The sequence below is a fragment of the Parasphingorhabdus pacifica genome (genome assembly GCF_054779195.1).
Genome location: NZ_BAAGYS010000002.1, coordinates 227,125 through 249,307, shown reverse-complemented (window position 1 = coordinate 249,307; position 22,183 = coordinate 227,125). Strand labels below are relative to the sequence as shown.

Here is a 22,183-nt window from a genome sequence, read left to right as displayed (position 1 = left end):
CGGACTTTGACTGCTGCGTTCGGGTGGTATGCGCCCGTCTGGCTCACCTGGTCGGGTGGAGAGTCGGTATCCCGGTACGGAATCCGGCGCTGTGGTCCTCTTTCTCGTGGAGACTGAACCGGCCGGAAGCGGCCCGGTCGTGGACCGTGCCACCACGCTCCAGGGGAGGAGAGCAGCCAGATGGGACGAACTCGGCACCGAACGTGGTCGTTGACCGGCGTCGCCGTCGCAGCCGGTGCGGCAGCGGTCGCGTTGATCGCGCCCGCCGTCCCCGCACCCGCCCTCTCCGCGGCCACCCTCTCCGCGGCCACCCTCTCCGCGGCCGCCGATCGGAGCGCGCCACCGCCCTCACGAATCGTCGGTGGCGAACCCGCGAGCATCCAGGAGTACCCGTGGGTGGTTTTCCTGGCGGACCACAACGGCAACCAGTTCTGCGGGGCGACGCTCGCCCGCCCGGACAAGGTCGTGACGGCAGCGCACTGCGTGCGCCACGAGTCCCCCGGCGGGTTCGAGGTGGTCGCTGGTCGGGAGGACAAGACGAGCGACGAAGGGGTGGCGGCGCGGGTCACCGACATCTGGATGCATCCGGAGTTCCAGAGCGCCAGCGCCGGTAACGACGTCGCGGTGCTCACGCTGGACCAGGAGTTGCCTCAGGACCCGCTGCCGCTTGCTTCCGGCGCGGACAGTGCGTTGTACGAGCCGGGGACGCGGACCACGGTGCTGGGCTGGGGTGCGGTCTTCGAGGGCGGGGCGTCGTCGGACATCCTGCGCAAGGCGCACCCGCCGGTGGCCAGTGACGAGGATTGTTCGCGGGCCTACGGCAGCGGCTACGACTCGGTGGCGATGGTCTGCGCCGGGCTGCCGGAGGGCGGTGTGGACAGTTGTCAGGGTGACTCCGGTGGACCGCTGGTGGCGGGCGGCAAGCTGATCGGGATCGTGTCCTGGGGCAATGGTTGTGCTCGTCCGGGTTCGCCCGGTGTCTACACGCGAGTGGCGACCTACCACGACGAGGTGCGGGCACAGTTGGACCGGTGATCCGCTGACGAATGCGGCCGGGCACCCGAATCGGTGCCCGGTCGCATTCGCGTGGTCGGTCCGGTCAGGCGGTGACCAGGCCGACGGAGATCGTCATGAATGCCGCTGCGCTGACCATGTCGAGGGAGCGGGCGAACCGGGGGTGACGGAGCCGTTCGGCGATGCGCGCGGCCATCAGCACGATCAGGACTTCCCAGATCGCGGCCATCACGAGGAAAACCGCTCCGAGCATGACCAGCTGCAACGCGGGTTGCGCGGCCGTTCCGACGAACTGCGGCAGGAAGGCCAGGCTGAACAGCAACATCTTGGGGTTGGTGATGTTGCTCAGGAATCCGCGCATGTACGGGTTGGACGGGTCGGTCTGTTCCGCCGCGAGCGCACCGTCGACGGATTCCTTCCTGGTCAGCCACAGTCCGCGGAGGATCGTTCCGGCGAGGTAGACGAGGTATGCCGCACCGACCCACTTGAGCGTGGACAGCATGGCCGGGTTCGCGCTGATCAGGGCGCCCAGTCCGGAGATCACGAGTGCTACTTGCAGCGCGGTCGCGGTGTGGATACCAGCGAGGGCGAGCAGTCCGGGGCGGATTCCCTGGCGCAGCGAGGTCCGCAGGAGCAGGAACATGTCCACTCCGGGTGTCAGGACCACGACGACGCCGGCGAGCAGGAAGCCCGGCAGGGTTGTGAGGTCCAGCATCATGGCGTGTTCGCTCCTTCTGTTGGTGTGCGGTCCCGTCTGCGCCGCAGGCGGGCATCACTTGATCGGGGGTGATCTCTCACCCGGGCGTGTGTAAACCGCTCGGGGATGCGGACACGGTCGACGCAATATCGAGATGACCAACGGCCGACAGCGATGTCGGCAACAACTTTTCCCGCGTATGTCCATTGTATCGGGATTTTTTTCTGTGACCTTGTGAGTTCTGCCTCGTAATGTTCTGTCAACGAACCGATACGCTCTGCGGTCGACACAAGATCCCTGGGTTGGCTGGAGGCACGACGTGGCATTCGACGTTGCTCGGAGGAGTGGGCAGGCGCGTGGCGGTGCGGTTCTGCGGCGGCTTGCCGTGACCGGTGCGGTCGCCGCGTTGGCCGGTGGCATCGGCGCGTCGGCAGGTGTCACTCCTGCGAGTGCGGAGCCCGGTTCGGCGGATTCTCGTTCGGGAGAGTCGGGGGCGCGGTCGCAGGCACGTGTGCTCGGTGGTGCGGAGAGCAGCACCGCGGAGGCGCCGTGGACGGTGGCGCTCATCGGCGAGACCGGCGCGCACTTCTGCGGTGGGACGTTGGTCTCCGCCACCAAGGTGGTCACGGCGGCGCATTGCACGGTCGATCCGAGGACGGGGGAGACGCGGGATCCGGAGTCCCTGCAGGCGGTGGCGGGCCGAACGGATCTGCGCACGAACGAGGGCTTCGTCGGCGATGTGGAGCGGGTGTGGGTGCACCCGGAGTACACCGATTTCTCCCAGGGCGAGGACCTCGCGGTGCTGACCCTGGCCGAACCACTGCCGCAGGAGACGTTGCCGCTGGTGGAGCCGGGGGATGCCGAGTCGTATCGGGCGGGCACTCCGGGGCGCGTCTACGGATGGGGCCGGACGAGCGAGTGGTCTTCTTCGTCGCCGCAGCTGCGCTCGGTGGAGGTGCCGGTGGTCGCGGACGCCGATTGCAAGGCGACCTATCCCGAGTACGACGGCGCGGCGATGCTCTGCGCGGGCGTGCCGGAGGGCGGTCGGGACGCCTGCACGGGTGATTCGGGCGGCCCGCTGGTCGTCAACGGCCGCCTGGCGGGCGTCGTTTCCTACGGCAACGGCTGCGGCCGTCCCAACACGCCGGGGGTCTACACCCGGGTCAGCACCTACAGCCCCGAGATCGCCACCCAGCTGCGGAACTGAACAGCAGGACCCGAGCAGTGGTGTCCTGCGTCCGGAGGTGTTCCCGGGGCCGGAGGTGTTGGGCCGGGGCGTGTCGTAGGCAACGTCCACCGCTGGTGAATGCGGGTCCGCCCGCCGGGTTGTGATATCCAGGTAAGGGTGACCCTCCAGCCGCTTGCGACCGCCGTGCACCGCGCCTACACCGCCGACCTCGACGCCGAGGACTTCTATCGGATGCTGCGGTTGCGCGTCGACGTCTTCGTCGTGGAGCAGCAGTGCCCCTACCCGGAGTTGGACGGTCGGGACCTCGAAGGCAGTACCCGGCATTTCTGGATCGACTCGGCTGACGGTTGTGTGCTCGGCTACGTCCGGCTGCTCGAAGAGCCGGACGGGACCTACCGCATCGGCCGGGTCTGCACCGCGAAAAACGCCCGAGGCATGGGCCTCGGGCGCAAGCTGATGCGGGCGGCCGTGGCGGAGATCCAGCGCGCGCCCGCCGTGCTCTCGGCCCAGTCGGACACGGTCGAGTTCTACCGTTCCTTCGGTTTCGTCGAAGCCGGTGACGAGTACGTGGAGGACGGCATCCCGCACGTCGACATGGAGCGCTTCGTGACGACCCGCCGCTGAGGTCGCGCACTTCCCGCGGTACCGGAGCAGGTCAGCGAAGTGCCGCCCGCTTGGGCGAAGCCGCCGGTTTCGGGCCTCACCGGGCAGCCCGCTGGAGGCGCGGGTGGCGCATGGCGGAGTGGCGAGGGTTACGTCGACGGCGAATGAGCTTGGTCGACTGATCCCGTTCTGGGACGATGCACGCTGGTCCCAGCGAGGAGCCAGTCAGGAAGCCGGTGCGAGTCCGGCACGGTCGGCGCCACTGTGACCGGGGAGCGGACCTCCCACGAGAGCCACCGGGAAAGCCCTGGGAAGGCCGGCGGGACGCGATGATCCGGGAGTCAGGACACTGCTGCGCTCCTTGTCCACACCGGCTGCGCGGCACGCTCGCGCGGCCACATTCGGGGCGTCCGATACCCGAGGAAGGAACTGCCGGCATGACAGCCTCCCCAGTGGAGCGCACGACCGCCCGATACCCCTTTACCGCCGTCGTCGGTCACGACGACCTGCGCTTGGCACTGCTGCTCAACGCGGTGCACCCGCGCATCGGGGGTGTCCTGGTGCGCGGTGAGAAGGGCACGGCCAAGTCGACCATCGTCCGGGCACTGGCCGCACTGCTGCCCGCACTCGACGTGGTGCCGGGATGCCGGTTCGGCTGTTCGCCCTCCGAGCCGGACTCCCGCTGCCCGGACGGGCCGCACGAAGGCGCGGAGACCGGAACGCGCCCCGCCGAACTCGTCGAGTTGCCGGTGGGTGCCACCGAGGACCGCCTGGTCGGTTCGTTGGACCTGGAGCGGGCGCTGACCGAAGGAGTGCGCGCCTACCAGCCGGGTCTGTTGGCCTCGGCGCACCGCGGTGTGCTGTACGTCGACGAGGTCAACCTGCTGCACGACCATCTCGTCGATCTGCTGCTCGACGCGGCGGGGATGGGTCGTGCGCACGTCGAGCGCGAAGGTGTCTCGATCTCGCACGCGGCCTCGTTCCTGCTGGTGGGAACGATGAACCCGGAAGAGGGCGAACTGCGACCGCAGCTGCTCGACCGGTTCGGGCTGACCGTGCAGGTGGCGGCCTCGCGAGAGGTGGAGACCCGCACCGAGGTGGTGCGCAGGCGATTGGCGTTCGAGGACGATCCGGCGGCGTTCGCGCGCAAGTGGGCGGACGAGGACGCCGCGCTGGCCGAACGGATCGTCGACGCGCGGGGGCGCGTCGACTCGATCGCGCTGCCGGATTCGGAACTGCGCCGGATCGCGGCCTTGTGCGCGTCCTTCGAGGTGGACGGGATGCGGGCCGATCTGGTGTTGGCGCGCACCGCGGTGGCCCACGCCGCCTGGCGCGGTGCCGATGCCGTCGCCGAAGCCGATGTCGAGGCAGCCGCGCGACTCGCGCTGCCACACCGGCGCCGCAGGGATCCGTTCGACGAGCCGGGGGTGGAGGAGGACCAGCTGCAGCAGGCGCTGTCCGATGCCGCCGAGCACGCCGAGGACAGCGGTGAATCGCCGGAGACCCCGGGAGCGGAGCAGGACGGCGGCGGTCGGGACGCCAACGGTGACGGCGGGCCGGAGGATGATCCGGACGATGACGGCCCCGACGGGGGACCGGACGGCGGTTCGGATGGCGGTCCGGAAGACGACGGGCCGGACGGGGGCCCCGGCGGTGGCCGTCCCGAGGAGTCCGATCCCGGCTTGCCCGAACAGGACGACCAGTCCCGGGGCGGAAAACCACAAGAAAACGACAACGAGAACAACTCGGGCAACGCTCCCGCCGACCGACCGCCGGCGGCTCCGACACCCGCGTTCCGGGCCAAACTCCTGGAAGTGCCCGGAGTGGGCGAGGGGACTCCCGGCAGGCGCTCGCGCGCCAAGTCCCGATCCGGGCAGGTCGTCCGATCCTCCGATGTGGAGGGAAGTGGTCTGCACCTCTCCGCGACGCTGGCGGCTGCCGCGCCGCACCAGATGTCGCGGGGGCGGAGCGGTCCCGGGTTGTTGTTGCAGCGTCAGGACATGCGACACGCGGTGCGGGAAGGTCGCGAGAGCAATCTCGTGCTCTTCGCCGTCGACGCGTCCGGGTCGATGGCGGCCAGGAAGCGGATGTCGGCGGTCAGCGGTGCGGTGCTCTCGCTGCTGCGCGACGCCTACCAGCGCCGGGACAAGGTCGGAGTGGTCACTTTTCGGGGTGAGAACGCCGAACTCGCGCTCCCGCCCACATCCTCAGTGGACATCGCGGCCACCAGGATGCGGCAGTTGCGCACGGGTGGGCGGACGCCACTGGCGGACGGACTGCTCAAAGTTCACAAAGTGGTCACGACCGAACGGATGCGGGACCCGCACCGGCGGCCGCTGGTGGTGCTGCTGACCGACGGCAAGGCAACGGTGCCGCTGGAGAGCGAGTCGGGAGCGCGCGCCAAGCGGGCCGTTTCGGACGCGATGCGTTCCGCTCGGCTGCTCGCCGATCTCGGCACGGCGTCGGTGGTCGTCGACTGCGAGCACGGGATGGTTCGGCTGGGGTTGGCCAACCAGGTGGCGACCGCGCTGAACGCCGATTGCATGCGGTTGGAGGAACTTTCCGCGGACAACGTCGCCGGCGTGGTGCGAACGATCCGGGACGACCGTGCCAAAGTCGCGTGATTCCGGTTCGGTTACGAGTTTCGGCCTGTCGCATACCGCTCCAGCTACTTGATTGCTACGATCGATAACGTCCACCTGACCCCCAGGGGTGGACCCTTGAAGCGCCCCCGCGTTCCCGGTGACCCCCAGGCCGGTTGAGTGCGGGGGCGCTTTCTTCTGCCCTGTCCGCGACCGCGCTGGGGGAGCACCTCACGCACGCGCTGGCGGCGATCGAGGACCGCGCCGTCAACGGTGTCCAGGCCGGGATCATGACCGGTTTCCAAGACATCGACCATGTCACCAACGGTCTCCAGCCCGGCCAGCTGGTCGTGGTCGGTGCCCGCCCCGGCATCGGTAAATCGACGCCGGCGGTGGACATCGCCCGCAGCGCCAGCATCGATCAGGGTGTCTCGTCGCTGTTCCTGTCGATGGAGATGCCCGAGCAGGAGACCTCCGAGCGGGTGCTCGCGGCGGAGCCGGCTGTGGCTGCTGGCCGAGTACGACGCGGCCAGCAGTACCTGACTTGTGCAAATGGTGCGGCCGGGTCCGACCGAGTCATCGCCCGAGCGTCAAGACGTTCGGCCGCGGGGTCCGGGAACAACGAGCGCCCCGTTGACGATGGCAAAAAACCGTTCCAGTCCTGGTACCACGGTGTGCACAGCGCTCACGTCGTCGGGTAGTACAGCTAAGTGCCGTTGGTAGGCGGTGAACCCGACTGCGGCCAGACGGGCGAGAATCTCGCCCAATTGTGCACGAGGGGCTTTGGGCGAAGGTTGGTCGAGGAACGCTGTGGTGTGCGCCCGTCGTAAGGCGTCGGTGAGGTCGAAGCGGGCGCAGCGGTGCAGTGCCGGATAGGGCTTCAGCAGAGTCAGGGCAATGGGCGGCGGCGCCGTACGAGGCATTTGGGATTGAAGGAGCTCGGTGATCGCGCCGCTGACGGCGTCGCGTGTGGCGAGCGCGGCAGCTTGGCCTCGGCGATAGCGGGGCCCATCGCTGGGGGTGCAGTAGGCGAGAACGGTCGGGATTCCCAGGTCGGTTGTGGCGTCGACGAGATAGATCGTGGCGCTGACTTCACGCTCGGCCTGGGTGTGGAGCAGGGCGAGCTCTTCCGGGAGGGTGCGCGGGTCGATGACGGTGGGCGGTCGACCCGACATGAGGGCGCGGATCGTCAGAAGTGAGCACGCGTCACGTTCCACCGTTTCCAGTAAGGCATGGACAGTGGCCTCATCGAGGGTAGGTGCGAGGCCGTAACCGGACTGGACGGAGTATCGGGACAGCCCCTGGTAATCGGCGCGGTCGCCGACGCTGTCCCGGTAGACGTGTCCGTCGTGACCCGCATACCACGGGGCCCCCAGGTACAGCGGAATTGTCGCGTCGTCGTGGCCAGCATGAAGTGCCTGGTAGGGATAGCACGCGATTTCGCTGCCGGTGAGCTGCCTGAGCAGTGGCGCGCTCGCTTCTTTGGCCAGCACGCCGTCGGCGAGCCCCTCGGCGGCGATGAAACGCACGGCCGCACTGTCCAGGCTCGCCGGACCTGTCAGGTACCGCTCCAGTGCCTCGCTCAAGGCATAAAGGCGCGCTTCGGCCTGGTTGTGTCCTTTGCCGAGGCCGTGGGCCCCGGATGCGGGCGCACCGGCGTCATCAATCAGCTCACATTCCGACAGAGACACCGCACCGGTTTGCGAGCGCCAGCGCGGCCGCAGGCCCACGCTCAGGGCAACCTGCTCGATGGTCGTCGTCGCCGGACCAGCACCACCGAGGGTCGGTTGGGAAAACGCCGAGGTGTCCCCAACCGACCCGCACCGGTGAGCCCTGTCGAGCTCCCCACCGGATGGCACGCGTTTACGCGTCCTCGGGTGCCGAGTTCATCGTGGCCGTCGCCAACTCGGCGGCCAGCGCCTCCTCGGTGGCCGTCAGCAGCGTGCCTTCCGGCTGCTCCGCTACCTTCATATCACCGCTAATACCAGACACAGAGAATCCCTCCATGATCTCGTTGAGCATCCGAACGCGGCCGTGGATGCGCCGCCCGGCAACGCTATGGGCAAGATCCACCAGCGCACCACACCTGGCACGCAGGCTCATCTGATCGGAGCAGAGCCGCAGGAATCCAGGAACTGGCCAAGCCGCTGACCGCGTTGCTCGAACGCGGTGGCCGAGTGGAGATGGTCCCCGGCGGCGACGACCTGCAATCCGCAGGCGCTGTGGGAGCCGCTGGAGCTGATCGACGATGCCCCGAGAGCTTCGGCGCGCGTGGTGACCGGCCCGGAGGTGTTCCACAACGGTGGCGTGATCGACGGCGCCATCGGGAGCGCTTGCGTCACACGGCAGCCAGCAGAGATCAATGAAGCATGAGATCCCGATTGGAGCCGGTAGTACGCGCCGAAGAAAGCATCGATTGGCTCGTGCACAAGCGCCGGAGACGACGTCCCCGTACGAGCTGCCGTCGTCTTGTCCTGCGGTCGAGCTCCGTGCCGACGGTCACCCGTACAACCGAACTCCGCGCCGAGCTCGTAGGGTCGAGGCATGCCTCAGGGAAAGCCATCCACTGTTCCGTCCGACGGGTTGACCACGCGGCAGCGCCGCAACCGCCCACTCGTGGTGGTCCACACCGGCGAGATGAAGGGAAAGTCGACCAGCGCGTTCGGAATGGCGTTGCGCGGCTGGAACCAGGGCTGGTCGCTCGGCGTCTTCCAATTCGTGAAATCCGCCAAGTGGCGTGTGGGCGAGGAAACCGCCTTCCGCACGCTCGGGCGCGTGCACGAGGAAACCGGTGAGGGTGGCCCGGTCGAATGGCACAAGATGGGTGAAGGTTGGTCCTGGTCCCGCAAGCAGGGAACCGAGGAGGACCACGCCGCCGCGGCGCTGGAGGGCTGGCAGGAGATCGCCCGCAGGCTGGCCGACGAGCGGCACGGCCTCTACGTGCTCGACGAGTTCACCTACCCCCTGCACTGGGGATGGATCGATGTGGACGAGGTGGTCGCCACGCTGCGGGACCGCCCGGGGCACCAGCACGTCGTGATCACCGGCCGGAACGCCCCGCAGGCTCTCGTGGATGCCGCCGACCTCGTCATGGAGACCGGGAAGGTCAAGCACCCGATGGATTCCGGGCAGAAGGGGCAGAAGGGCATCGAGTGGTGACTGCCGACGCACGTCCGGCCCGCCCCGGCGGCACGTCGGATGCGCGAATCGTCATCGCCGCTCCCGGCTCCGGACACGGCAAGACGACCGTGGCCACCGGGCTGCTCGGAGCGCTGGGACGCCGTACGGCGGTGGCACCGTTCAAGATCGGGCCGGACTACATCGATCCCGGATACCACCGGCTCGCGGCCGGGCGTCCCGCCCGCAACCTCGACCCGGTCCTGGTCGGCGAGGAACGCATCGTCCCGCTGTTCCGGCACGGCAGTGCGGGTGCCGAACTGTCGGTCGTCGAAGGCGTGATGGGCCTCTTCGACGGTCGCATCGGCCCCGTTACCGACGGCCCGGCGCTCGGTTCCACCGCGCACGTCGCGGGAATGCTGGACGCCCCGGTCGTGCTGGTCGTCGACGCGCAGGGGCAGAGCCAGAGCCTCGCCGCGCTGCTGCACGGCTTCCGCAGTTTCCAGCCGGGGGTGCGCATCGGCGGCGTGATCCTCAACCGGATCGGTTCGGTGCGCCACGAGGAGATCCTCCGGGCCGCCGCGGAATCCGTCGGGTTGCCCGTCTTCGGCGCGTTGCCCCGTGGCGAGGAGCTGAGCGTTCCGTCCAGGCATCTCGGTCTGATCACCGCCACCGAGCACGGGGCGGACGCGCAGCAGGCCGTCGAATCGATGACCGATGTCGTGGAGCGCTCGGTCGACCTCGATGGCATCGCCGAGCTGGCGCGGTCGGCGCCCGCGTTGGACACCCCGCCGTGGGACGCCGAAGCCGAAGTCTCCCCGGAGCCGTCCGCGCCGGTGGTGGCGGTCGCGGGGGGACCCGCGTTCACCTTCGCCTACGCCGAGCACCTCGAACTGCTCGCGGCCGCCGGTGCCGAGGTCGCGGTGGTCGATCCGCTTCGGGACGAGCAGTTGCCCGCGGGAACGGCCGGGCTGGTGTTGCCCGGCGGATTCCCCGAGCAGCACGTCGCCGACCTGTCGGCCAACACCCGGCTGCGCACGGAGGTCGCCAGGTTCGTCGAGACCGGCGCACCGGTCCACGCCGAATGCGGCGGCCTGCTGTACCTGGCCGACGAGTTGGACGGCCACCCGCTGTGCGGAGTGCTCGGGGCCCGCGCGTACATGTCGCCCCGACTGACCCTCGGCTATCGGGACGCGGTGGCCGCGACGGATTCCGCGCTGTTCGCGGAAGGCAGCCGGGTCAGCGGTCACGAGTTCCACCGCACCGTCCTCGAACCGGGGTCGGGGGAAGCCGCCGCGTGGGCGTGGCGGACCGACCGTCCGGTGGCGGAGGGCTTCGTCCACCGGGGGGTGCACGCCTCCTACCTGCACACCCACCCGGCCGGTCGCCCGGAGTCGGTCGAGCGGTTCGTCCGTGCTTGCGGGGCGAGCGCGGGCAACTGATCGCGCGAACCGATCTCGTGCGGAGCCCACGCCGATCACCCGGTACGGTCGGGTCCGCGGAAGGTGGCCGCGGACCCGAAGAGCCCGGGTTCGCTCCGGCGGACGCCGCACGCGGGCATGCGCGGGTCCTGCGCCATCGCGGTGCTCGCGCTGCCCGACCTGTCGATGTCCGAAGAGGACGGTGAGCCGGTGGAGCCCGCGCACTCCCCGCCCGCCGTGGTAGTACTTCCACCCCGAGGCGGAAGAGGAGAGCAACTGTGAGTGGGCGGATCTCGTTCATCGGTGCCGGCCCCGGGGCGGCGGATCTGATCACCGTTCGCGGTGCCCGACGCATCGCCGAAGCCGACGTCGTGGTGTGGACCGCGAGCCTGGTCGCCCCGGAGTGCATCCAGGAGCATGCGCGCGCGGACGCGGAACTCGTGGACTCCTCCCGGTTGACCAGGGAACAAGCCGTCGAGATCTACCGCCGCGCCGAACGGGACAAGCTCGCGGTGGCGCGCGTGCACTCCGGTGACTCCGCGCTGTGGGGTGACGTGCAGGACCAGTACGACGCCTGCGTCCGGATGGCCGTCGAGGTCGAGATTGTCCCCGGCGTCGCCACCTTCTCGGCGGCCGCTGCGACGGTCGGGCGCGAGCTCACGGTTCCCGAGGTCGCCCAGTCGCTGGTGGTGACGCGCCTGGAGGACGGCAAGCATCCGATGCCCGCGGGGGAGAGCGTCCGCGAGTTCGCCAGACACGGCACGACGATGGCGCTCCACTTGGCGGCCTCCCGCGCCGGCCAGTTGGTCGAGGAACTGCGGGCGGGTGGCTATGCCGACGACGTGCCGGTGCTCGTGGCGTACAAGGTGAGCTGGCCGGACGAGGTGTTGCTGCGCACCGAGGTCGGTGAACTGGAGAAGACCGTGAAGCAGCACAAGCTCTGGCGGAGCGCGCTGTTCCTCGTAGGCCGGTCGCTGGCCGGTTCGGGCACGCGGTCGCGGAGCTATCCGTCGAGCGGTCAGTCGCCCGCGTACCGAAGGCCTTCCGGTCCTCGCCGTTCGTACCGGAGCCGAGAAGACGGCGGTTCGGAACGCGCGGGCACCGGTAACGCCGAGCCTGCGCGTCCCTCCCCGGCGGAGACCGCCGCTGCGGGACCGTTCCCCGCCCCGCGGACCGGCGCTCAGGAGAGCAGCCGCTCGGAGTCGGACGTCGCCTGGTGGGCGGTGCGAAACTGGCAGGACACCGCTCGTGGTGCCGTCAAGTCGGCGGCGACCCGCCGGGTCGCCCCTGCGCAACAAGGTCTTTTCGTCAGCGAGCCGGAACTGGACGAGAGCGTGATCGAGCGGTCGGTCGAGCTGGGTGCCGTCGGCGTCGCCGTGGTGCAGCCGGCGGCAGCGGAGCACCTTGGCGAGGATCACGCCGGTGAGGATGAGCTCCCTGGGCCGGCGAGGTCCGCGGTCGAACCCCCGGGGCAGGCCGAAACGGCAGGGCAGGCCGAAACGGCAGGGCAGGCCGAAACGGCAGGGCAGGCCGAGACCGCGGCGGATTCGGCAGCGGGGACCACTGCGGGAGTCGAGCCGGACTCCGCCGGAGCGGCCCGGGCCGTTGCCGAGCAATCCGCCGTTCAGCTGGAATGCGTTGATGCGGAGCCTGCGGGGCAGGCGTCTGCTGGGCAGAACTCCGCTGGGCAAAACTCCGCTGGGCAGGAGCGCACTGGGCAGGAGTCCGCCGAGCAGGAGTCCGCCGAGCAGGCCGGGGACGCGGGGGACGAGGTGCCCGGCGGAAAGCAAGCTTCCCAGAGCGGTCGTCGGACCCGGACGGCGAAGGCCGCACCGAAGACGCGGTCCAAGGGCAAGAGCAAGGCGACCGGGACCAAAACCTCGACCGCGCGCAAGTCCGGGGGCAAGCAGGCGGAGTGACCCGGTGCTCCGGCGGGGCTCGTGTTCGCGGCATTGGTATGACGGTGGTCGGGTCGCATCCGTTCGGGCGGCCGACCTGTACGGAGCAGAGGTGGGTGGCGTGACGGTCACGGTGGTCGGGGTCGACGGAGACTCGTTGCCCGCGGGCAGCGACGAGACGCTGGCCGAGGTCAGACTCGTCCTGGGAAGCCGGCAGCATCTCGCGGCCCATGCGCCCGCTCATGCGCGGCAGCTCGAACTCGGCCCGCTGGAACCGGCGTTGGGTGCGCTGACCGCTCTCGCCGATCACGAGAACGCCGCGGTGTTCGCCTCCGGTGATCCGGGGTTCTTCGGCGTCGTCCGGGCGCTCCGCGAGCGCGGCATCCGGTGCGAGGTACTACCCGCGACTTCCAGCGTCCAGCGGTTGATGGCGCGGGTCGGGCGGTCCTGGGATGACGTCGCCGTCGTCGGTGCCAACGGGGGTGATCTCGGCCGCACGATCAACGTGTGCCGGGCGCACCCGGCGGTGGTCGTGCTGACCGCCTCCGGTGCCGGTCCCGCGCAACTGGGCACCGGGCTGATCGGGTGGCGACGGACGATGATCGTGGGTGAGGACCTCGGTGGTCACCACGAGAAGCTGACCACGATCGAGCCGGCCGAAGCGGCCAAGCGCACCTGGCGTGAACCCAATCTGGTGCTGTGCTTGACGGAGCCGGACGCGGTGCCGCCTCGCGGATGGCGCGCGGGTGGATCGCCGTCACCACCGGAATCCGGTTGGGCGCTGCCCGCGGACGACTTCTCCCATCGGGAAGGCACCCTCTCGTCGGCCGAAGTTCGGGCGGTGGCCCTCGCCAGGCTCGCGCCGCGACCCGGTGCACTGGTGTGGGACGTGGGAGCGGGTTCGGGTTCGGTCGCGGTGGAGTGCGCCAGGCTGGGGGCGGCCACGATCGCCGTCGAGTCCGACGAGGCGCAGGTCGTCCGGCTGGTCACGAACGCGGCGAGTCATGGCGTGGACGTCCGCGTCGAGGAGGGCGAAGCGCCGCGGGTGCTGCGCGATCTGCCCAGGCCGGATGCGATCTTCGTGGGCGGCGGCGGAAACGCGGTGGTGACCGCGTGCGCGCACGCCGGTGCGACGCGCGTGGTCGTCGCGCTCACTGCGCTGGACCGGATAGCGGGCACTCGCGAGACGTTGCGCAGCGCGGGCTATGAGGTCGAAGGCGTGCAGCTGGCGGCGAGCCGACTCGCCGAAGCATCCGACGGCACCTGGCAGCTCGCGCCGAACACGCCCGTCGTGCTGGTCACCGGGCATCGGACCGGAACGGAGGAACGAGCATGATCGGGCTGTTCGCGGCCACTACCACGGGTAGGCGTGCCGCAGCTGAGCTGGCCGCCCGGCTCGGGCCGGACGCGGTACTGGTTGACGGGCCGGTGGGGCCCGCACTGCGGCGGGCCTGGACCACCCTGGACGGGGTGGTGCTGTTCGTCGACACGTCTTCGGCGGTGCGGCTGATCGGGCCGTTGCTGGGCGACGAGAGCACGGACCCGGGTGTGGTGTGCGTGGACGACGATCGACGTTTCGCCGTGGCGGTGGCGGGTGGTCGTTCGGGGGGTGCCAACGCGCTGACCCAGCAGGTGGCCGACGTGCTGGACTGCGTCCCGGTGACCGTGGTCGGCAGTCTGGCGGTCGGTCCGCTGGACGAGCTGGCCGACGAGTTCGATGCCACTGTGGACGGTGATCTGGCCGCGTGCGGAGCGGCCGTGCTCGACGGCGAACCGGTCCGCCTGCTCAACCCGCACGGCTTCCCGCTTCCGGCGCTGCCGTCGAACGTGGCGGCCGACCCGGAAAATCCGATGTGGACGGTTGTGTTGGACGATCGCCGCCCGGACGAGCCCGATGACGACCGGACGGTGCGCATCATCCCCCGGACCCTCGTGGTGGGCATCGGCTCGAGCCGGGGCGTCAGTCGCACCACCGTTACCGACCTGATCGCCGGTCTCGACACCGCACACGGGCTCGACCCGCGAGCCGTGCGCGCCTTCGCCACCGTCGAGCACAAGGCAGACGAGACCGGAATCCTCGAAGCCGTGCAGGACATGGGCTTCTGGCACACCGCCGATGGAGGTGACGAACTCCCGCTGCTGACCTTCTCGACCGATGAGCTGGCCGAGGTCGAGGTGCCGACCCCCAGCGACCTGGTGCGTGCCGCGACCGGTACGCCGAGTGTCGCCGAGGCCGCCGCCGTGCTCGGCGCCCGGGAGATGGGTGGCGGAGCCGGCGTGGAGTTCGCGGCGCCCAAGACCAAGAACGAGAGCGTCGCGGTAGCGGCCTGCCGGGTCCGGCCGCGAGGCAGGCTCGCCGTCATCGGGATCGGGCCGGGCCCACCGGACCTGCGGACGCCGCGTGCCGAGACGCACCTGCACCGGGTCGCTGTCGTGGTCGGCCGTCGCGAGCATCTCGACGATCTGCACCACCTGCTCCGCGCGGGAACCCGGTTGCACCCGACCGCGCGCAACGAAGCCGACCGCCTCGATGAGGCGATGCAGCTGGCGCGTGCGGGCAACGCGGTCGCGTTGCTCGCCCCCGGTGACGGGGAGCTGAGCATGCGCGCGGCCCAGTGGCAGGTCACCGACGACATCGACCTGGTTCACGTCCCGGGCGTCGCCGAGCGCGACCAGGGTCTGTCCTAGACGGTATGGCCCAACGGCCGCGGAGGTGACGTCGCGGGAAACCGGACCGGCCCGGATCCGGTTTCCCGCGGTCGGCCCGTCATGCGGGCAGGTGCACGCGCCGATGCTGTCGTTCTCCGATGTCGTGCGCCGCGGTGTCCAGCAGCTTGTGGGCCAGTTCGAACAAGGCGCGGGCCACCGCGATCTCGTCGCCGATCTGCGGGACGTCCGGGTCCTCCGGATGCCGTCGTGCCGTCCCGTGACCGTGCAACGCCTGACCGTTGGTCGTTGTCATCCCGACGTCCGCGGTCGTCTTCGCGCCCGCCTCGATGACCTGCATGTCCAGCGTGATCGTCCGAGTCTCGTACATGGTCGCCTCCTCGGTATCCGGTTCCAGCATGCGCCGGTAGGTGGCGTGATGGAAGTCTCCATGTCCCCTGACCGGGTGGGGTCGGGTCGGCAACCCGGGAGTCGTATCGCTGGTGAGCGAATTCACCGAGGTTTGACCTCGGTGGCGCGGCGGGTGAGGATACAGCGGCCGGTGGGGAGGAACTCGGTGTGAATCCGAGACGGTCCCGCCACTGTGACCGGGGAGTGGGTCCCGCGGACCACGGCTCGAACGAGCTGGAAGGTCGGGACCGGGAAGCGACGATCCGGGAGTCAGGACATTCGCCACCGGCGCCGCGTCACGCCGTGGCGCGCGAACGCCGATCCCCTCGGGCGGGAGAACCCAGGAGGTCCGGACCCCATGTCTCGGGACACGGAAGTTGAGCGAACGCACTCCGGTTGGGGTGTGGTCGAACGTCGGAAAGCCGCGATCGTCCTCGCCGCTGTGGGCGTGCTGCACTTGCTCGGGTGGGGCGGTTACCTGCTCTACCACGATTCGTTCGGTGCGGTGGGCGGCCTCGCCGCGGCGGGGACCACCGCTTACCTGCTGGGCCTCCGGCATGGTTTCGACGCCGATCACGTTGCCGTGATCGATGATGCGACCCGGCTGCTGATGCAGCGCGGACGCAGGCCGGTATCGACCGGAATGTGGTTCGCGCTCGGCCACGCCAGCGTGGTGATGCTGCTGGCGGTCGGCGTGGCGTTCGTCGCGGGTCCCGCGGCCCAGCGATGGGCTGAGCAGACGGGGGCCCACACCGCGACGCTCGTCGACCTCTGCGTCGTGCTCGTGCTCGGTACCTTGGCGGTGCTCAACGCGCTGGTGCTGCGGGACGCGGTGGGGCTGCTGCGGCGCGGGCGGAGTGGACCGGTCGCCGAGCACGAAGTCGAAGACGTGCTCGGGCGGCGCGGGGTGCTCGCCAGGCTGCTCCGGGGGCGGATGATGCGCATCGGTCGTTCCTGGCACCTGTTCGGCATCGGTTTGCTGTTCGGGCTGGGGATGCAGACCGCGACCGAGATCACGGTGCTGGCTCTGGTGGCGCCGCAGGAGCAGATCTCCTCGGTCGCCGTGCTGAGCCTGCCGCTGCTGTTCGCGGCCGGTATGTGCACAGTGGACAGCGTGGACGGAATGCTGATGTCCCGCGCTTACACCTGGTCGCTGGCTCAGCCGATGCGCAGGCTCTGGGTGAACGTGACCACCACGGCGTTGACCGTGGTTCTCGCCGCTGTCGTCTCGGTGGCGGTGCTGGCCGGACTGCTCTCCGACCTCGGGGTCTCGCCGATGGCGCCGGTGGCCTCGCTCGGGGACCATTTCGAACTGCTCGGCTACCTGACCATCGGGGCGTTCATGGCAGTATGGGGCGGCGCTGCGCTCTGGTGGAGGCTGTCGGGCCCCGGCGACCACCCGGACGGTGGGCTTTCGCCCGCCAGTAGCGCCGCGCGGTCAGGCCGATGAGCGTGAGCCATGTCACGCCCGCGCGCCCCGGCTGCTTCGGCCTTCTTCGAGCTGGTTCTCGGCGACGTTGCCGGGTCGAACATCAACACGGACTACGGACATGACCACGCACACTGAACATCATTACTTCGCAGGGCTCGACCTCACCGGCAAGCGGGTGGTGGTCGTCGGCGGCGGCACCGTCGCGCAACGCCGGGTGCCCCGGCTGATCAACGCCGGGGCTCTGGTCGAAGTGATCTCTCCGGAAGCCACGCCCGCGGTGGAGGCGATGGCCGATGCGGCCGAACTGACCTGGCATCGCCGCCCGTACGCCGACGGCGATCTGGCGGGCGCGTGGTACGCGGTGGCGTGCGCCGCGGGCAACGAGGTGAACGCCCAGGTGGCGGCCGAGGCGGAACGGTCCAGGGTGTTCTGCGTCCGAGCCGACAACGCTTCCCTGGGCACGGCTGTGACCCCCGCCGTCGCCGAGCACGGGGGACTGCTGATGGGCGTGCTGGCCAGCGGTGATCACCGCCGGTCCGCCGCCGTCCGGGATGCGCTCGCGGCCGCGTTGCGCAGCGGGACGATCGACGACAACGCCGAGCGCCCGGCGCCCGGTGTGGCGCTGGTCGGTGGTGGTCCCGGTGACCCCGATCTGATCACGGTCCGCGGGCGCAGGCTGCTCGGTTATGCCGACGTGGTGATCGCCGACCGGCTCGCACCGCGTGAACTGCTCGACGAGCTGGGGCCGCACGTGGAGGTCGTCGACGCTTCGAAGATCCCGTACGGGCGGGCCGCCAGCCAGGACGTGATCAACGAGTTGCTCATCGAGCACGCGCGGGCGGGCAAGTTCGTCGTCCGGCTCAAGGGCGGCGACCCGTATGTGTTCGGACGTGGTTTCGAGGAGCTGCAGGCGTGCGTGGAGGCGGGTGTCGCGGTGACCGCGGTACCCGGCATCACCAGCGCACTGGCGGCTCCCGCAGGCGCCGACGTGCCCACCACCCACCGGGGTGTGGCGCACGAGGCGGTCATCGTCTCCGGTCACGTCGGGCCGCACGACGCGGAATCCCTGGTGGACTGGCCCGCGTTGGCTCGGCTGCGCGGCACCCTGGTACTGATGATGGCGGTCAAGCGGATCGGGGAGTTCGCGGACGTCCTGCTGGAGCACGGCCGGGATCCGAAATCGCCGGTGGCGGTCGTCGAGGAGGGCACCACCCGCGGTCAGCGGACGCTGCGCACGACTCTGGCCGAGGTCAAGGGTGCCGTGCTCGAAGCGGACGTCAGGCCGCCCGCCATCATCGTCATCGGTCCGGTGGCCGACCTCGCTCCCGAGAGCCGCCGCTGAACGCATCCGTCTCGGGGCGACGTCACCGGCCACCCGATGGTTCCGGCGACACGATGGTTCCGGCCACGTGATGGCTCCGGCAAACGAATGCTCCGCAAAACGAGGGCCCCGAAAAGCGAAGGCCCCGGACACCCGCCGCGCGACGGGTGTCCGGGGCCTTCGTGTCGGCCAGGGTCAGCTGCCGGCCGAGCCGTCCTCCAGGTCGCCCTCGGCCTGCAGGTAGATCTCCCGCAGCGCCTGGAGGGTCTCCGGGTTGGGCTCCGACCACATCTCCCGATCCGCGGCTTCGAGCAGCCGCTCGGTGATGCTGTGCAACGCCCACGGGTTGGACTCGGTGAGGAAGTCGCGGTTCTCCTCGTCCATCACGTAGGTCTCCGCGAGCTTCTCGTACATCCAGTCGCCGACCACGCCGGTGGTGGCGTCGTAGCCGAACAGGTAGTCGACCGTCGCCGCCAGTTCGAACGCGCCCTTGTAACCGTGCCTGCGCATGGCCGCCAGCCACCGGGGATTGACCACGCGGGCTCGGAACACCCGTGAGGTCTCCTCGGTCAGCGATCGCGTGCGGATCGAGTCCGGCCTGGTGCTGTCGCCGATGTAGGCCGCCGGTGCCTTCCCCGTCAACGCACGCACCGTGGCGATCATGCCGCCGTGGTACTGGAAGTAGTCGTCGGAGTCGGCGATGTCGTGCTCGCGCGTGTCGGTGTTCTTGGCGGCCACCGAGATCCGCTTGTACGCGGATTCCATGTCCTCCCGAGCGGGCGCACCGTCGAGTTCGCGGCCGTAGGCGAAACCGCCCCACACCGCGTACACCTCGGCGAGATCGGTGTCGTCCCGCCAGTTGCGGCTGTCGATCAGCGGCAGCAGGCCGGCCCCGTAGGCACCCGGCTTGGAACCGAAGATCCGCATGGTCGCGCGCCGCTCGTCACCGTGTTCGGCCTGATCGGCCCGGGAGTGCGCCCGGACGAAGTTCTCCTCGTCGGACTCGTCCAGGTTCGCCACCAGCCGCACCGCGTCGTCGATCAGCGTCACCACGTGCGGGAACGCGTCCCGGAAGAACCCGCTGATGCGCACGGTCACATCGATGCGCGGGCGGCCGAGTTCGGACGTCGGAATCGGTTCGAGCCCGTTGACCCGGCGGGAAGCCTCGTCCCACGTGGGGCGCACACCGAGCAGCGCGAGCACCTCGGCGATGTCGTCGCCGGAGGTGCGCATCGCACTGGTGCCCCACACCGACAGGCCTACCGAACGGGGCCAGTCGCCGTGGTCTTCGCGGTAACGCTGCAGCAGCGAGTCGGCGATCGCGTACCCGGTCTCCCACGCGAGCCAGCTGGGCACGGCCTTCGGATCGACCGAGTAGAAGTTGCGTCCCGTAGGCAGCACGTTGATCAGGCCGCGCAACGGCGAACCGCTCGGCCCGGCGGGCACGTAACCGCCCTCCAGGGCGCGCAGGGTCGCGCTCATCTCGTCGGTGGTCGCGTCCAACCGCGGGACGACCTCGGTCGCGGCGAACTCGAGGACGCGGGTGACGTTCTCGTCGGCGGAACCGGTGACGGACCGGCACACCTCGGAAGCCGCGTCCGGCTTCCACCCGTTCTCCTCCATGGCCTCGACGAGCCGGTATGCGCGGGTCTCGATCTCGTCGACCCGTTCACGGGGGACGCTGCCGTCCTCGACCAGGCCGAGCGCCTCGCGCAGCCCCGGCAGCGCGGCGTTCTGCCCGCCCCACATCTGGCGTGCGCGCAGCATCGCCAGCACGAGGTTGACCCGGGCTTCCCCGGTCGGGGCTTCGCCGAGCACGTGCAGACCGTCCCGGATCTGCGCGTCCTTGATCTCGCAGAGCCAGCCGTCGACGTGGATGAGGATGTCGTCGAACTCGGCGTCGTGCGGGCGTTCTTCCAGCCCGAGGTCGTGGTCGAGCTTCGCGGCCTGGATCAGCGTCCAGATCTGGCTGCGGATGGCGGGCAGCTTCGCCGGGTCCATCGCGGTGATGTTGGCGTGCTCGTCGAGCAGCTGTTCCAGCCGGGCGATGTCGCCGTAGCTCTTGGCGCGGGCCATCGGCGGCACCAGGTGGTCGACCAGTGTCGCGTGCACCCGCCGCTTCGCCTGGGTTCCCTCACCCGGGTCGTTGACCAGGAACGGGTAGATCAGCGGGAGGTCGGCGAGCGCGGCGTCCGGAGAACAGGCCGCGGACATGCCGGCCGTCTTGCCCGGCAACCATTCGAGGTTGCCGTGCTTGCCCAGGTGGACCATCGCGTGGGCGTCGAACTCGTCGAGCAGCCACCGGTAGGCCGCCAGGTAGTGGTGGCTCGGTGGCAGGTCCGGATCGTGGTAGATCGCGATCGGGTTCTCGCCGAAACCGCGGGGCGGCTGCACCATGAGCACGACGTTGCCCGCTCGGATCGCGGCGAGCACGATCTCGCCTTCCGAGTCCTGGGAGCGGTCGACGAACTGCTCGCCGGGCGGCGGTCCCCAGTGCTGCTCGACCTGGGTACGCAGTTCCTGGGGGAGCGTCGCGTACCAGGCGTTGTAGCGCTGGGCCGGAATGCGCACGGGGTTGCCTTCGAGCTGCTCTTCGCTGAGCCAGTCGGGATCCTGCCCGCCCGCCGCGATCAGGGCGTGGATCAGCGCGTCGCCGTCCTGCTCGGCGACTCCCGGAATGGCGTCCGCACCGGTCTCCGGACCGATGTCGTATCCCTGCTCGCGGAGTTCGCGCAGCACTCGGACGGCGGTGGCCGGGGTGTCGAGGCCGACGGCGTTACCGATCCGGGAGTGCTTGGTGGGGTAGGCCGAGAGCATCAGGGCCAGCCGCTTGTCCTGCGGCGGAACGTGTCGGAGTCGCCCGTGCCGGACGGCGATGCCCGCCACCCGCGCGGCCCGTTCCGGGTCGGCCACGTAGACGGGCAGTCCCTCGGAATCGTTCTCCTTGAACGAGAACGGGACCGTGATCAGGCGTCCGTCGAACTCGGGCACGGCAACCTGAGTGGCCATGTCCAAAGGGGACAGACCTTCGTCGTTCTCCTGCCAGGCCTCTCGGCTGCTGGTCAGGCAGAGTCCCTGCAGGATCGGGATGTCCAGATCGGCGAGCGCTCCGATGTCCCACGCTTCGTCGTCACCACCGGCGGTGGCGGTGGCCGGGCGGGTGCCACCGGCGGCGAGGACGGTGACGACGAGCGCGTCGGCGCGCTGAAGCGTCTCGATCAGTTCCGGCTCGGGGGCGCGCAGGGACGCGCAGAACACCGGTAGCGCCTGGCCACCCGCGTCTTCGACGGCGTCGCACAGGGCGTGCGCGAAGGCGGTGTTGCCGGCCATGTGGTGCGCGCGGTAGTACAGCACCGCCACGGTCGGGCCCTCGTCGCGGCGGGGAGTGCGGTCGAGCAGGCCCCACCGCGGCGTTTCGGCGGGCGGTTCGAACCCGTTGCCGGTGAGCAGCACCGTGTCCGAGAGGAAGTTGAACAGCTGGGTGAGGTTCTCGGGTCCGCCTTGGGCCAGGTACGAGTGTGCTTCCGCGCACACGCCGCCGGGCACCGTGGAGCACTCCATCAGTTCGGCGTCCGGCGCTTGCTCGCCACCGAGCACGACGACGGGGCGCGGGCCGGCCAGCAGGGCGTCGAGACCTTCCTCCCATGCGCGGCGTCCGCCCAGCAGGCGCACGACCACCAGGTCGACGTCTTCGAGCAGCGGTGGCAGGTCGTCCACGCCGAGCCGGGCCGGGTTTCCGAGCCGGTACTCGGCGGCACTGGCCCGCGCACTGAGCAGGTCTGTGTCCGAAGTGGACAGAAGCAGGATCATGCGGTTCGCTCCTCGGCGATGGAGACCTGAACGGTGAAGGGG

Annotated in this window: 18 protein-coding genes and 2 riboswitches; of the genes, 13 read left to right on the top strand and 5 right to left on the bottom strand. The window is 70.0% G+C overall.

Features of this window, described 5'->3' with window-relative positions:
• The first annotated feature begins 180 nt into the window (after positions 1 to 180).
• Positions 181 to 1,035: a S1 family peptidase gene (locus ACYVAN_RS01130; protein ID WP_460954605.1), complete on the top strand. Its 855-nt coding sequence runs from the start codon at positions 181 to 183 to the stop codon at positions 1,033 to 1,035.
• Positions 1,036 to 1,099: 64 nt separating this feature from the next.
• Here the strand turns inward: ACYVAN_RS01130 and ACYVAN_RS01125 are convergent, their stop codons facing one another.
• Positions 1,100 to 1,732: a LysE family translocator gene (locus ACYVAN_RS01125; protein ID WP_460954603.1), complete on the bottom strand. Its 633-nt coding sequence runs from the start codon at positions 1,730 to 1,732 to the stop codon at positions 1,100 to 1,102.
• 298 nt (positions 1,733 to 2,030) lie between these two features.
• Between ACYVAN_RS01125 and ACYVAN_RS01120 the strand changes: the two genes are divergently transcribed.
• The 4 genes from ACYVAN_RS01120 (at position 2,031) to ACYVAN_RS01105 (ending at position 6,786) form a co-directional block, all read left to right on the top strand.
• The gene (locus ACYVAN_RS01120; protein WP_460954601.1) at positions 2,031 to 2,918 is read left to right on the top strand and encodes a S1 family peptidase; all 888 of its coding nucleotides are present in this window, start codon (positions 2,031 to 2,033) and stop codon (positions 2,916 to 2,918) included.
• 138 nt (positions 2,919 to 3,056) lie between these two features.
• Entirely contained in the window at positions 3,057 to 3,524 is a 468-nt protein-coding gene (locus tag ACYVAN_RS01115; RefSeq protein ID WP_460954599.1) for a GNAT family N-acetyltransferase, read from the top strand.
• A gap of 166 nt (positions 3,525 to 3,690) precedes the next feature.
• Positions 3,691 to 3,874: riboswitch (cobalamin riboswitch) on the top strand.
• A 66-nt stretch (positions 3,875 to 3,940) separates the two neighbouring features.
• A complete protein-coding gene (locus tag ACYVAN_RS01110) occupies positions 3,941 to 6,127 on the top strand; it encodes a putative cobaltochelatase (protein WP_460954597.1) in 2,187 nt (728 codons plus the stop codon).
• Between the two features lie 134 nt (positions 6,128 to 6,261).
• Positions 6,262 to 6,786, top strand: coding sequence for a DnaB-like helicase C-terminal domain-containing protein (locus tag ACYVAN_RS01105; protein ID WP_460954595.1), 525 nt, complete (start codon positions 6,262 to 6,264; stop codon positions 6,784 to 6,786).
• Here the strand turns inward: ACYVAN_RS01105 and ACYVAN_RS01100 are convergent.
• The gene (locus ACYVAN_RS01100) at positions 6,676 to 7,815 is read right to left on the bottom strand and encodes a YcaO-like family protein (RefSeq protein WP_460954593.1); all 1,140 of its coding nucleotides are present in this window, start codon (positions 7,813 to 7,815) and stop codon (positions 6,676 to 6,678) included. The two genes, ACYVAN_RS01105 and ACYVAN_RS01100, sit on opposite strands and share 111 nt — an antisense overlap.
• 369 nt (positions 7,816 to 8,184) lie before the next feature.
• A complete protein-coding gene (locus ACYVAN_RS01095) occupies positions 8,185 to 8,427 on the bottom strand; it encodes a hypothetical protein (RefSeq protein ID WP_460954591.1) in 243 nt (80 codons plus the stop codon).
• 202 nt (positions 8,428 to 8,629) lie between these two features.
• On the opposite strand from ACYVAN_RS01095, the gene cobO reads away from it, so the two are divergent.
• From cobO to ACYVAN_RS01065, 6 genes are all read left to right on the top strand, one after another.
• Positions 8,630 to 9,244 carry a cob(I)yrinic acid a,c-diamide adenosyltransferase gene (cobO, locus tag ACYVAN_RS01090; RefSeq protein WP_460954589.1) on the top strand — a complete coding sequence of 205 codons (615 nt, stop codon included), beginning with the start codon at positions 8,630 to 8,632 and terminating at the stop codon, positions 9,242 to 9,244.
• Positions 9,241 to 10,644 carry a cobyrinate a,c-diamide synthase gene (locus tag ACYVAN_RS01085; protein WP_460954587.1) on the top strand — a complete coding sequence of 468 codons (1,404 nt, stop codon included), beginning with the start codon at positions 9,241 to 9,243 and terminating at the stop codon, positions 10,642 to 10,644. The genes cobO and ACYVAN_RS01085 overlap by 4 nt, the downstream gene beginning before the upstream one ends.
• A 63-nt stretch (positions 10,645 to 10,707) precedes the next feature.
• Entirely contained in the window at positions 10,708 to 10,905 is a 198-nt protein-coding gene (locus ACYVAN_RS01080) for a hypothetical protein (RefSeq protein WP_460954585.1), read from the top strand.
• Positions 10,902 to 12,542, top strand: coding sequence for a precorrin-4 C(11)-methyltransferase (gene cobM / locus ACYVAN_RS01075; protein WP_460954583.1), 1,641 nt, complete (start codon positions 10,902 to 10,904; stop codon positions 12,540 to 12,542). The genes ACYVAN_RS01080 and cobM overlap by 4 nt, the downstream gene beginning before the upstream one ends.
• Positions 12,543 to 12,642: 100 nt before the next feature.
• Positions 12,643 to 13,857, top strand: a complete 1,215-nt coding sequence (gene cbiE / locus ACYVAN_RS01070) for a precorrin-6y C5,15-methyltransferase (decarboxylating) subunit CbiE (protein ID WP_460954581.1) — start codon at positions 12,643 to 12,645, stop codon at positions 13,855 to 13,857.
• Positions 13,854 to 15,209 carry a cobalamin biosynthesis protein gene (locus ACYVAN_RS01065; protein WP_460954579.1) on the top strand — a complete coding sequence of 452 codons (1,356 nt, stop codon included), beginning with the start codon at positions 13,854 to 13,856 and terminating at the stop codon, positions 15,207 to 15,209. Before cbiE ends, ACYVAN_RS01065 begins: the two co-directional genes overlap by 4 nt.
• Positions 15,210 to 15,288: 79 nt before the next feature.
• On the opposite strand, the gene ACYVAN_RS01060 is transcribed toward ACYVAN_RS01065, so the two are convergent.
• Positions 15,289 to 15,558, bottom strand: a complete 270-nt coding sequence (locus ACYVAN_RS01060) for a DUF1876 domain-containing protein (protein WP_460954577.1) — start codon at positions 15,556 to 15,558, stop codon at positions 15,289 to 15,291.
• 125 nt (positions 15,559 to 15,683) lie between these two features.
• Positions 15,684 to 15,879, top strand: a riboswitch (cobalamin riboswitch).
• 102 nt (positions 15,880 to 15,981) lie between these two features.
• Between ACYVAN_RS01060 and ACYVAN_RS01055 the strand changes: the two genes are divergently transcribed.
• Both ACYVAN_RS01055 and cobA read left to right on the top strand, forming a co-directional pair.
• A complete protein-coding gene (locus ACYVAN_RS01055; RefSeq protein WP_460954575.1) occupies positions 15,982 to 17,028 on the top strand; it encodes a HoxN/HupN/NixA family nickel/cobalt transporter in 1,047 nt (348 codons plus the stop codon).
• Positions 17,029 to 17,128: 100 nt separating this feature from the next.
• The gene (gene cobA / locus ACYVAN_RS01050; RefSeq protein WP_460954573.1) at positions 17,129 to 18,352 is read left to right on the top strand and encodes a uroporphyrinogen-III C-methyltransferase; all 1,224 of its coding nucleotides are present in this window, start codon (positions 17,129 to 17,131) and stop codon (positions 18,350 to 18,352) included.
• 174 nt (positions 18,353 to 18,526) lie between these two features.
• Here cobA and cobN read toward each other — a convergent pair whose 3' ends face one another.
• The gene (cobN, locus tag ACYVAN_RS01045) at positions 18,527 to 22,141 is read right to left on the bottom strand and encodes a cobaltochelatase subunit CobN (RefSeq protein WP_460954571.1); all 3,615 of its coding nucleotides are present in this window, start codon (positions 22,139 to 22,141) and stop codon (positions 18,527 to 18,529) included.
• Between the last annotated feature and the right edge of the window lie 42 nt (positions 22,142 to 22,183).

Excerpts from the sequence above, each read along its gene's own strand:
- ACYVAN_RS01110 (WP_460954597.1), top strand. The coding sequence starts at position 3,941 with ATGACAGCCTCCCCAGTGGAGCGCACGACCGCCCGATACCCCTTTACC.
- ACYVAN_RS01060 (WP_460954577.1), bottom strand. The coding sequence starts at position 15,558 with ATGTACGAGACTCGGACGATCACGCTGGACATGCAGGTCATCGAGGCG.
- ACYVAN_RS01065 (WP_460954579.1), top strand. The coding sequence starts at position 13,854 with ATGATCGGGCTGTTCGCGGCCACTACCACGGGTAGGCGTGCCGCAGCT.
- ACYVAN_RS01125 (WP_460954603.1), bottom strand. The coding sequence starts at position 1,732 with ATGATGCTGGACCTCACAACCCTGCCGGGCTTCCTGCTCGCCGGCGTC.
- cobA (WP_460954573.1), top strand. The coding sequence starts at position 17,129 with ATGACCACGCACACTGAACATCATTACTTCGCAGGGCTCGACCTCACC.
- cobN (WP_460954571.1), bottom strand. The coding sequence starts at position 22,141 with ATGATCCTGCTTCTGTCCACTTCGGACACAGACCTGCTCAGTGCGCGG.
- ACYVAN_RS01130 (WP_460954605.1), top strand. The coding sequence starts at position 181 with ATGGGACGAACTCGGCACCGAACGTGGTCGTTGACCGGCGTCGCCGTC.
- cobO (WP_460954589.1), top strand. The coding sequence starts at position 8,630 with ATGCCTCAGGGAAAGCCATCCACTGTTCCGTCCGACGGGTTGACCACG.